Annotated in this window: 8 protein-coding genes; 3 read left to right on the top strand and 5 right to left on the bottom strand. The window is 55.3% G+C overall.

Annotated features, from left to right (window positions below; translation table 11 throughout):
• Window positions 1–918 precede the first annotated feature (918 nt).
• From QRN31_RS23460 to QRN31_RS23450, 3 genes are all read right to left on the bottom strand, one after another.
• Complete coding sequence (locus QRN31_RS23460; RefSeq protein ID WP_285434830.1) at window positions 919–2,577, bottom strand: cation acetate symporter; 1,659 nt, start codon at window positions 2,575–2,577, stop codon at window positions 919–921.
• Window positions 2,574–2,885, bottom strand: a complete 312-nt coding sequence (locus tag QRN31_RS23455) for a DUF485 domain-containing protein (protein ID WP_017337238.1) — start codon at window positions 2,883–2,885, stop codon at window positions 2,574–2,576. The genes QRN31_RS23460 and QRN31_RS23455 overlap by 4 nt, the downstream gene beginning before the upstream one ends.
• A gap of 227 nt (window positions 2,886–3,112) precedes the next feature.
• Entirely contained in the window at window positions 3,113–3,964 is an 852-nt protein-coding gene (locus QRN31_RS23450) for a glycine betaine ABC transporter substrate-binding protein (RefSeq protein WP_285434828.1), read from the bottom strand.
• A 328-nt stretch (window positions 3,965–4,292) separates the two neighbouring features.
• On the opposite strand from QRN31_RS23450, the gene QRN31_RS23445 reads away from it, so the two are divergent.
• On the top strand, window positions 4,293–5,846 hold the full coding sequence (locus QRN31_RS23445; protein WP_285434826.1) for a glycoside hydrolase family 17 protein: 1,554 nt from the start codon (window positions 4,293–4,295) through the stop codon (window positions 5,844–5,846).
• Between the two features lie 125 nt (window positions 5,847–5,971).
• Here the strand turns inward: QRN31_RS23445 and QRN31_RS23440 are convergent, their stop codons facing one another.
• Together QRN31_RS23440 and QRN31_RS23435 are read right to left on the bottom strand one after the other, a co-directional pair.
• On the bottom strand, window positions 5,972–8,683 hold the full coding sequence (locus QRN31_RS23440; RefSeq protein ID WP_285434825.1) for an RHS repeat-associated core domain-containing protein: 2,712 nt from the start codon (window positions 8,681–8,683) through the stop codon (window positions 5,972–5,974).
• A 106-nt stretch (window positions 8,684–8,789) separates the two neighbouring features.
• Complete coding sequence (locus QRN31_RS23435) at window positions 8,790–9,158, bottom strand: hypothetical protein (RefSeq protein WP_285434824.1); 369 nt, start codon at window positions 9,156–9,158, stop codon at window positions 8,790–8,792.
• 224 nt (window positions 9,159–9,382) lie between these two features.
• Between QRN31_RS23435 and mlaY the strand changes: the two genes are divergently transcribed.
• Both mlaY and QRN31_RS23425 read left to right on the top strand, forming a co-directional pair.
• Window positions 9,383–10,681, top strand: a complete 1,299-nt coding sequence (gene mlaY, locus QRN31_RS23430) for a lipid asymmetry maintenance lipase MlaY (RefSeq protein WP_285434823.1) — start codon at window positions 9,383–9,385, stop codon at window positions 10,679–10,681.
• Window positions 10,674–11,462: an MlaA family lipoprotein gene (locus QRN31_RS23425; protein WP_285434821.1), complete on the top strand. Its 789-nt coding sequence runs from the start codon at window positions 10,674–10,676 to the stop codon at window positions 11,460–11,462. Before mlaY ends, QRN31_RS23425 begins: the two co-directional genes overlap by 8 nt.
• Window positions 11,463–11,622 lie beyond the last annotated feature (160 nt).

Genomic DNA, 11,622 nt, shown 5'->3' with positions numbered 1-11,622 from the left:
AGCCAAAGCCAAAGCCAAAGCCAAAGCCAAAGCCAAAGCCAAAGCCAAAGCCAAAAGGATCGCAGTCGTCGAGAAGCTTGCGTACATCCGAAAAGAACACGTCGACTACAAAGTCTCCTTCGCAGGCAAGCCAGCTCCCACAGGGTCGGTGTACATCTGGAGACTGGTCGGCTGTCAGGCCGCCATCGCTGGCAGGCCAGCTCCCACAGGGTTTGGTGTACATCTGCAAGAGACTGGTCGGCTGTCGGGCCGTCATCGCTAGCAGGCCAGCTCCCACAGGGTTTGGTGTACATCTGCAAGAGATTGGTCGGCTGGCCGGCCGCCATCGCCAGCAGGCCAGCTCCCACAGGGTTTGGTGTACATCTGCAAGAGATTGGTCGGCTGGCCGGCCGCCATCGCCGGCAGGCCAGCTCCCACAATAAATCATGGTGTACCACCCGCTCCTCACCACTCAATAGGCCGAGCGGTAGCTCGCCTGCTTTTGATTTTGATCTACCCGCCCCTTCGGGAGGCTGAGTGGAGGCGTTCATCTGGGGGGCAGGCGCATAGCGCCGTGCGGCGCAGCCGCACACATCGAGAGGAGGTCGAAGCGAAGCCGACCGGAGGCGATGCCCCCAGATGAATGCCGGAGCGAAGGAACGCCGAGCCCTAGCGAGGGGCCGGACGCCGGGGCGAGCCTTTTTTTGCTTACTTTTTTGAGGCGTTTGTCAAAAAAGTGAGTCGCCGTCAGGGCGAAACCCTAAGCCGCCGTTACCGCAGCAACGGATATACACCCAATCAACCCAAAACATGGTCGGCCCAAAGGCCGCCACAACAACCAAGCCCGCTCAATCCGATAACCGCCCACAAAAAAAAATGCCCCGATCTCTCGACCAGGGCATTTTCATTTAACGCAATGACACAGATAAACCCGAAGCCTTAGTGCGAAACCGCCCCACTCGCCCCCAACCCAGTCTGCGAACGAACAAACTGCGGGAAGAACAGCGCGCGTTCATTAACACCCGCCGTAGACTTATCAGTAATCGAGAAGAACCAGATCCCCACAAACGCAATAGCCATCGAGAACAGCGCCGGGTACTCATACGGGAAGATAGCCTTCTCGTGATGCAGAATCTGCACCCAAATGGTTGGCCCAAGCACCATCAAACCAACAGCACTCACCAGACCCAACCAGCCACCGATCATCGCACCGCGAGTCGTCAGCTTCTTCCAGTACATGGAAAGCAACAACACCGGGAAGTTACAGCTCGCCGCGATGGAGAACGCCAGGCCCACCATGAACGCAATGTTCTGACTTTCGAACAGAATGCCCAGGCCAATCGCCAACACGCCCAGACAAATGGTGGTGATTTTCGAAACGCGAATCTCATCCTTGTCGTTAGCCTTGCCCTTCTTGATCACGCTGGCATAAAGGTCGTGAGACACCGCCGTAGCACCGGCCAGGGTCAAACCGGCCACAACAGCCAGGATGGTCGCGAACGCCACCGCCGAGATGAAGCCCAGGAAAATACTGCCACCCACCGCGTTGGCCAAGTGCACCGCCGCCATGTTGTTGCCGCCCAACAGCGCGCCGGCCGCATCTTTAAAGGCAGGGTTAGTGCTGACCAGCAAGATCGCGCCGAAGCCGATGATGAACGTCAGGATGTAGAAGTAGCCGATGAAGCCAGTGGCATACAGCACGCTCTTGCGAGCTTCCTTCGCGTCACTCACGGTGAAGAAGCGCATCAGGATGTGCGGCAGGCCCGCGGTACCGAACATCAGGGCCAGGCCAAGGGAGAACGCCGAGACCGGATCTTTCACCAGACCGCCCGGGCTCATGATCGCCTCACCTTTAGGGTGAACCTTGATCGCCTCGGAAAACAGCATGCTGAAGTCGAAGTTGACATGCTTCATGACCATCAGCGCCATAAACGAAGCACCGGACAGCAGCAACACCGCCTTGATGATCTGCACCCAAGTGGTCGCCAGCATGCCGCCGAACAACACGTACATGCACATCAGAATACCGACCAGGATCACGGCAACGTAGTAGTCCAGACCGAACAGCAGCTGGATCAGCTTGCCGGCACCGACCATTTGCGCGATCAGGTAGAACGCCACCACCACCAGCGAACCGCAAGCAGACAGCGTGCGGATCTGGGTTTGCCCCAGGCGATAGGACGCCACGTCGGCAAAGGTGTATTTACCCAGGTTACGCAGGCGCTCGGCGATCAGGAACAGAATGATCGGCCAGCCCACCAGGAACCCGATCGAGTAGATCAGGCCGTCGTAGCCAGAGGTGAACACCAGGGCGGAAATACCCAGGAAGGACGCCGCCGACATGTAGTCGCCGGCAATCGCCAGACCGTTCTGCAAGCCGGTGATCTTGCCGCCTGCCGCATAGTAGTCGGCCGCCGAGTTGTTACGCTTGGAAGCCCAGTAGGTAATGCACAGAGTCAAGCCGACAAACGCCACGAACATCAGAATCGCGGAAACGTTGAGCGGTTGTTTATGCACTTCGCCAGTCAGGGCTTCAGACGCCCAGGCCCCAGGTGCAAAGGCTGCGATGCTCAATAGAGCCATTAAACGCCGGATCATTGCTGAGCCTCCTTGAGAATCGCATTGTTCAGGTCGTCGAATTCGCCATTGGCGCGTCGTACGTAAATTGCAGTCAGGATAAAGGCCGAGAGAATCAGCCCGACACCAATCGGTATCCCCCAGGTAATCGAAGATTCAGGGCTGATCTTCGCGCCCAGGATATGCGGCCCGTAAGCAATCAGAAGAATGAATCCGGAGTAAAGCCCAAGCATGATCGCTGAAAGTATCCAGGCGAACCTTTCTCGTTTGCTAACCAGCTCCTTGAAGCGCGGGCTATTTTGAATCGAGAGGTAAATGCTGTCGTTCATTGTTTTTATCCTCGCAGCACAGATTAAAGTTGGAACGTTATCCACTCTATGCGGCTGCGGAAGAGGTTCCAGACGACCTTAGTATTAGAACGACATGACGGTCTGGCCATTTTCCAGCAAATATTAATTAGCCTGCTTTGCACCCCTGCTGCGAAAAAATGAAAAAGGCCCCTTGGCGTTACCGCCGAGGGGCCCTCGTAGCTGCTGACCAGAAGCGTCAGCTCAAATCATTTGGTCCAGTCTGCAACGCGCTCAGGGTGTTTGGCCACCCAATCCTTTGCCGCGGCTTCAGGCTTGGCACCATCTTGAATCGCCAGCATGACTTCGCCGATTTCGTCTTTCGACGCCCACTGGAAGTTCTTCATGAACTTGGCTACTTCCGGTGCCTTGGTTGCCAGTTCTTTGCTGCCGATGTTGTTCACGGTTTCAGCCGCGCCGTAAACGCCTTTCGTGTCCTCCAGGAAGCGCAGTTTCCACTTGGCGAACATCCAGTGCGGCACCCAACCGGTCACAGCAATGGATTCGTTTTTCTTCTCTGCACGGGTCAGCTCGGCAATCATGCCGGCACCGGAACTGGCCTTGAGTTGATACCCGGTCAGATCGTAATCCTTGATTGCCTGCTCGGTCTTGATCATCACGCCCGAACCGGCGTCGATGCCGACGATGCGTTTTTTGAAGCTGTCGTCGGTTTTAAGGTCTTCAATAGTTTTGGCTTTGACGTACTCCGGCACGATCAGGCCGATTCTCGCGTCTTTGAAGTTCGGGCCGTAATCGACAACCTGGTCCTTGTTCTTGGTCCAGTACTCACCATGGGTCACAGGCAGCCACGCAGACATCATGGCATCGAGTTTGCCAGTGGCCACGCCCTGCCACATGATCCCGGTGGCAACTGCTTGCAATTTCACGTCATAACCGAGTTTCTGCCTGATCACTTCAGCGGCCACGTTGGTCGTGGCAACACTGTCCGACCAGCCGTCGACATAACCGATAGTCACTTCTTTGGCTTCGGCGCTGGCTATAGTAGAACTGATCGCCAGGACCAAAGCGGCGCCTGCGCCCAAGAGTCGTCGCATCTTCATCGTTACTTCCCCGAAAGTGCTGCGCTCGACGGATGCCGAGTCGCGTCAACGTATTGTTATGGTGCACAGCGCCCCCATCACGCCCACCGCAAACTCGTCCGAACATCAGTGGAGTACTGACGCCTCGATAATCAACCTGACGACAACGACGACCTGCTCTGTCAGCGACCTCAAGCCATCGAGAAACGACATCAGATCGCCATTAATTTAGAGCACAGAAAGCGTTCCAGCCAATCCGCCCGAACTTTGCATGTCAAAATCATGCAGGCCACCAAGCGCAGGGCAAATACAGGTAACATGCGCGGCTTTGTTCCCAGACGGCCTGACCATGCCCGCGACATCCCGCTTTCCTTTTATTGCCTACCTATTTGCGTGTCTGCTGGGGCTGTTTGCTCTCGGCGGCTTCTGGTACGGCCTCGGCAAACCGGTCATTTTGCCGGACGTGGCCAGCGCGACGCACAAGCTGCAATGCGCCTCCTACACCCCGTTCGACAAGGACCAGTCGCCCTTCGATCAGCCGTTCAAATTGCGCCCCGAGCGCATGGATGCCGACCTCGCGCTGCTGGCCAAAAGCTTCGAATGCATCCGCACCTATTCCATGACCGGCCTTGAAGCCCTGCCCGCCCTGGCGCGCAAGCATGGACTGAAGTTGATGATCGGTGCCTGGGTCAACAGCAACCCGGTGGATACCGAAAAAGAAGTCGACCTGCTGATCGCCTCGGCCAATGCCAACGCAGACGTGGTGACCGCGGTCATCGTCGGCAACGAAACCTTGCTGCGCAAAGAAGTCACCGGGGCGCAACTGGCCAAGCTGATCACCAAGGTCAAAAGCCAGGTCAAGCAGCCGGTCACTTATGCCGACGTCTGGGAATTCTGGCTCAAGCACCCGGAAGTCGCGCCGGCAGTGGATTTCCTGACCATCCATTTGCTGCCTTACTGGGAAGATGATCCTTCGAACATCGACGCCGCCCTGCAGCATGTGGCCGAAGTGCGCCAGGTGTTTGGTAACAAATTCGCGCCCAAGGACGTGATGATTGGCGAAACCGGCTGGCCGAGCGAAGGCCGCCAGCGCGAGACCGCCCTGCCGAGCCGGGTCAATGAAGCCAAGTTCATTCGCAACTTCGTGATCATGGCCGAGCAACAAGGCTGGCATTACAACCTCATCGAAGCCTTTGACCAGCCATGGAAACGCGCAAGCGAAGGCGCGGTCGGCGGCTATTGGGGTCTGTTCGATGCCGATCGCCAGGACAAGGGCGTGCTGGCCGGTCCGGTGTCGAACGTGCCGTACTGGTCGCAGTGGCTGGCAGTCGGCGGCTTGATCTTTCTCGCCACACTGATGCTGGGCGGGCGCGTACGCAGCACTCGCGCCGCGCTGGTTTTGCCGCTGTTCGGTGCACTGGCTGCCTGTTCGATTGGCGCCTGGGGTGATCTGGCCCGTGTCACCACGCGCTTTGCCAGTGAATGGCTATGGGTGGCGTTGCTGACCGGTTTGAACCTGCTGGTGCTGGCCCATGCCGCGCTGACCCTGAGTGCCCGCACCGGGTGGCGTGAACGGGCGTTCAATGCGCTGGAGCGTCGCGCTGGATGGCTGGTCGCTGCTGCAGGGTTTGCGGCGGCGGTGATGATGTTGGAGTTGGTGTTCGATCCGCGTTATCGCAGCTTCCCCAGTGTCGCCTTCATCCTTCCGGCACTGGTTTACCTGTGCCGACCGGTGAGCGTGCCGCGTCGTGAAATCGCGCTGCTGACCTTCATTGTCGGTGCCGGCATCGCGCCGCAGCTGTTTCGTGAAGGCTTGCAGAACCAGCAGGCCTGGGGTTGGGCGCTGGTGAGTGTGTTGATGGTGGCGGCGTTGTGGCGCTGCTTGCGGGTTCGCAAAGGCTGATCTGCAGTGAACCGACAAACGCCTTAGTACAAACCTGCTCTCCGCTCATTATTGGACGGAGAGCAGGAACCTAGCGATAGATTGCTACAAGGATTCGAGACCACCCCGAAAGCGGATGACCACCCTTAATGCCTGCTCGCTTGTGAACGTCGCGGAACAACTACCTTGCTGTACGTTTTGCGGGGATGGTAATTCTTCCAAGCTGGGTGGTTGAAAAACTCAGCTTGTGACAGTTCTCGACCCGCCACAAAAAACTTCACATTATTTTTAACTTCAGGCGTATCTTTGCGCCTGTACACATACCTGATTTCTGAAGCAGTAACACTGGTACCAGCACCCGGCTTTTTCGAGACAATGTCGTCCAGAGTCTCAATCAAGTTATCAATAGCGAACAGGACCTTCTTGTCGCGTTCAAAAATTTGAAACTCCAATCCCGCCTTACTCGAACGGCGCCACATCGGAACGTTTACCTCGAAAAAGTTACCTACCCCTTTCTCATCCTTTTGAAAATACCTGTTAGTCATGGCGAACTCCTTGTAAGCAACGCCACGTTCAGCGTCCACTAGCTCCGCCTTTATTTGCTCATCAGAATTGTACACACCTGCCGTTACAGTCGGACCAAACGCCGCATCGGTCAAATCATTTTGCTTCAATACATTCCGTTTTTTTTCCCATAACAACCTGGGGATACCTTCCTTCCAAAGTGGCAACCTAGAAAATTCTTTGACCCCTGCTTTTTCCAACGCTTTCAGCGCAAGATCCCGAGGTTCACGTAATCCAAACAAAATGTCCCCCTCTTCAAAGGCAGAAACCAACGTGCCGTAATCATCCTTGCCTCCAGCATTAACATTCGTATTATTAAGCCCGGCCTTATCAAAGAAGGTGACAGGACTATTACCCGCCATACAATATAAATTCAAGCCATCTACTACACCCGCAGGGTCTGGACTCAGCCATCGATTCCACCAAGGCACATAATACCTAAAACCGTAATAACACAATCCGGTCGCATCTAATTCCTTACCTGAATAGCGGCTCGTCTTATCATTCGCCTTAACTATATCGCTTCCTGCCCACCACGCCGTGCAGCCGTAAGAATAAAAGACCTCTTCACTTATAACCTCCCCACCATCATCTATTTCCAAGCAGCATGAACCGATTTGATCGGTCAACGTATAGCGGTAACTGATCGTATTTACTTTTTGCCGCCGGTCCATCCGGTGCTGCACACGAACATTGCATAACTCTGAATGCACATTGATAACATGCAGTTCTTCTTCATTATCGGTGCGGATTTCCAGCCCTCGCAAATAGCGGACCTCATGGCTACGGACCAAACGACCGACCAAATTTGTGCGAATTTTTCGTTGCCTTTGTCCGACATAGTCATAAACATAGTTCTCGGCATCGTTCCGCATGCCTGGGCGTACTACTTGCTCGACTCGCTGCAGAAGATTTCGCTCATCCCAAAACAAGTCCTGCCCGGGCAACAGCAACCGCTTATTACCGTTCGGGTCATACCCCGCAGCAATTTCAGCTTCCGTAGGCAATTCACCGTTGCTCTTTTGCACGAGGGCACGATTACTGTATTTCGACACTTTCATGCGCTGGGTACGGCTACCAAGCGCGGCGCAATGAATCTGCGTAATGAGATTTCCACTACAATCGTAGCCAAAGGTCTCAGTATAATTTTCCAGCTGACCTGGGTCCGCCGGTGATTGAAACTCTGGCAAATACGGCCCTACTCTTCCACCGACTACTTGCCAGCCAGTGGCATAAATCAACTGATAAAGAGTGTCGTAATGAAAAGTCCTTACCGGCTCTATCCTCTGGTTGCGAAAATAACGAACAGGCAAAGCCTTATCCTCAATTGACAAAATATTGCCAACAGGGTCATAGCAGTAAATCAAATGCTGCAAAAGTGGTTTTCCAGGGAACTGCGCCTTTAACTCCTCCAGTCTTCCATCGACAGAAGAGTGCATAGCAGAACAGACAAGCCCATTAGCGAATGTTTGCCGCTCAACTTTATTGAAAGCATTGTAACGAATGTCAACCAACAGATCTTTTTCTTGCCCATCTACGCCTATTTGTACTTTTATCCCGGCAACCTGTGCGTCAACCGTATATTCAAATGTTTGAGTATTATGTTCAGCGTCGGTTTGGCAGAGCAATTGAGATACTGCATTATGACGATAACAAGTAGTGGCACCATCGCCCTTTTCATGTAGAAGATCACGATCAGCCTCTCTATGAGGCCAATCCGGAGCTCCCATTTTATCAAGAAACTTCCGGGTACATTCAAGCAGTTCCCCCTTCAGGGAGAACGCCCTAAACATAATGGTCCCAGCGCTGTCATCGTGACGAATTAATTGCCCGCACTGATTTCGCTCGACAAACGCAGAGTCATTCCCCGCATAGGAAAAATACGCATTGACCCTTTCGCTCTCGCCGAAGACTCGCACTGACTCCTTGACTGGACGAATGAGGTCATCGTATTCAACATGAGTGTGCGTGAACTTACTGTCCCAACTATCGCAGTTCTGGCCGGCAGGACCTGGCAAATGCAAGCGATCACCGGCGTCAACACTAGCGGTGAGCAACTCCTTACCTGAGAGACTGAATACTGTTTTGATGTTTGCCGAAATAGTGGGTTCTGTTTCGAGAAGTTTAAACAGACGAGGATCAAACAGGTCTGTTTTGCGCCCAGAACTGTCATACACTTGATAAGTGACACGCTTATCAAGTGGAGCCAGTGCAGTCTCTCGGTGATAGTCCACGGTGCGTACCGTGAGCTCCCGCGGGTCAATCACCGACAATCTGGGAGTGCGGGTGTGCATGTTAGTTTCTCCTGACAGGATCAACGCTATACAACAGCGGCCCGGCCATTTAGATCCGAGCTCTGGAGAACGTCAACTGTCAGAAATAACAGGTAATGCAAGAAACCTAACGAACGGTAGTTTTTCTCACCAACCGCAGTGCAGCAATCACCACCGCAAACACCGCCAACGTCGTGTTGTATAGCGCCAATGCCGGAAACCCTAACACCAGCGCCAATACCGCCAACCACCACCCTGCCCGGCCCGGTACTACAAAACCGATGATCGCTGCGCCCAATGCGGCAAAGCCCAACGCCTTGAAATGAATCATCAGCCCCAAGCTCGAACGAACCTGGCATTCCCAGCGGCTAGCCTCGTCCACACACAAGCCGACCCACTGCGCATCCTCCATGAAGCCATATCGCGCGCCATAGCTGGCGGCCAGCCATAAAGGCAGTAAAACGAGCAGCAGAATCACAGGCAGACGGCGGGACATGAAGCACTCCAATAAACGAAAACGGCAGCCAGCTTAATCCCCCCACAGCGGTAAGCAACCGCGCAGAGCAGATAATTGGTCACGCAATCTCTGCAAAGTGTATCGTCTAGCTACTATTACCCCCAAATTAGGCCTGATTGGTGCCGAGGCATGGCACTTTGGCGCAATCGCGGTGGTCATAGCCTGCGAACTTCATTCGGCACCTTTCCCTAAGGGATCTAGTCATGCTCCGTTCCTTGCGCTTCGCCGCCCTTTTTGGCGGCCTGATATTAAGTGCGTCCGCATTGGCGGTCGACATCGACGCTGCCAGTTATGGCTATCCCCTGACCAACCCGTTCGAGGCGACTATCGCCACGACGCCACCGGACCTGCGTCCGGAGTTACCGCTGGACGACGACATCGATCAGAAGACACGCAGCGTGACATTGCGCCCGGAGCGGGAATTTCAACTGCCAGACAACTTCTGGCCGGTCAAAAAACTGACCTATCGCATCGCCACCCAGGAAAAAGCCGCACCGCTGATCTTCCTGATCGCCGGTACGGGTGCGCGCTATGACAGCAGCATTAACGAATACCTGAAAAAGCTCTACTACAAGGCCGGCTATCACGTGGTGCAACTGTCGTCGCCCACCAGCTTCGACTTCATGAGCGCCGCCTCACGCTTTGCCACACCCGGTATCACCAAGGAAGACGCCGAAGACATGTACCGGGTGATGCAGGCCGTGCGGGCACAAAACCCGAACGTTCCCGTCACCGACTACTACCTGAGCGGCTACAGCCTGGGCGCACTGGATGCGGCATTCGTCGCGCACCTGGACGAAACCCGCCGCAGCTTCAACTTCAAAAAAGTCTTGCTGCTCAACCCGCCGGTCAACCTCTACACCTCGATCACCAACCTGGACAAGCTGGTCCAGACCGAGGTCAAGGGCATCAACAACAGCACCACCTTCTATGAACTGGTGCTGAACAAATTGACCCGCTACTTCCAGCAGAAGGGCTATATCGACCTCAACGATGCCTTGCTCTACGACTTCCAACAGTCCAAGCAGCACCTGACCAACGAACAGATGGCCATGCTGATCGGCACCTCGTTCCGCTTCTCGGCGGCCGACATTGCCTTCACCTCGGACCTGATCAACCGTCGCGGCCTGATCACCCCGCCTAAATACCCGATCACCGAAGGCACCAGCCTCACGCCGTTCCTCAAGCGTGCGCTGCAATGCGACTTCGATTGCTACATCACCGAGCAAGTCATCCCGATGTGGCGCGCTCGCACAGACGGCGGCAGCCTGCTGCAACTGATCGACCAGGTCAGCCTGTACGCCCTCAAGGATTACCTGCACGACAGCCCGAAAATCGCCGTCATGCACAACGCTGACGATGTGATTCTCGGCCCTGGCGATCTTGGCTTCCTGCGCAAGACCTTCGGTGATCGCCTGACCCTTTATCCATTGGGCGGCCATTGCGGCAACCTTAACTACCGCGTCAACAGCGACGCCATGCTGGAGTTTTTCCGTGGCTAAATATCTCCTGCTTATCGCAGCGTTACTCTGTGCAGGCGTCGCCAATGCCGACAACAGCAAAGCCAACGCTCCTGTCGTGGTCGGCTCTGACGGTTTCAAAGAGCCGTTGAGCAAACTCAAATTCAACCCGGGGCTGGATCAGCGCGAGTTCGAACGCTCGACACTCAACGCGCTGGCCGTCTATGACCCGCTGGAAGAGTGGAACCGTCGGGTTTATCACTTCAACTACCGTTTCGACCAATGGGTGTTCCTGCCGGTGGTCGACGGTTATCGCTACATCACACCGAGTTTCCTGCGCACCGGCGTCAGCAACTTCTTCAATAACCTGGGCGACGTGCCGAACCTGGTGAACAGCTTGCTGCAGTTCAAAGGCAAGCGTTCGCTGGATACCACCGCGCGCCTGCTGCTCAACACCACCGTTGGCATCGCCGGCCTCTGGGACCCGGCCACCGCCATGGGCCTGCCACGCCAGAGCGAAGACTTCGGCCAGACCCTGGGCTTCTACGGTGTACCGGGTGGCGCGTACTTCGTGTTGCCGATCCTTGGGCCTTCCAACATCCGCGACACGGGTGGCCTGGCTGTGGACTTCACTGCGGAGTCGGCGATCAACTTCCTGAACGTCGCGCAAGTCAGCGAAAACCATCCGGAAATCTGGGTCCTGCGCAGTATCGACAAGCGCTATCAGACCGGCTTCCGTTATGGCCAACTGAACTCACCGTTCGAGTACGAGAAAGTGCGTTACGTCTACACCGAGTCGCGCAAGTTGCAGATCGCCGAGTAAATCCATCGGCAACAAAAAAGGCCATTCGATGCAGATCGAATGGCCTGATCGTTCCCACGCTCTGCGTGGGAATGCAGCCCGTGACGCTCTGCGTCACATCCATAAGCGGACGCAGAGCGTCCAATTGAGGCATTCCCACGCAGAGCGTGGGAACGATCAG

This window comes from Pseudomonas sp. fls2-241-R2A-110 (assembly GCF_030209165.1).
Lineage (GTDB): Bacteria > Pseudomonadota > Gammaproteobacteria > Pseudomonadales > Pseudomonadaceae > Aquipseudomonas.
Note: the sequence above shows the minus strand (reverse complement) of the source record. Positions and strands in the feature narration are given on the sequence as shown.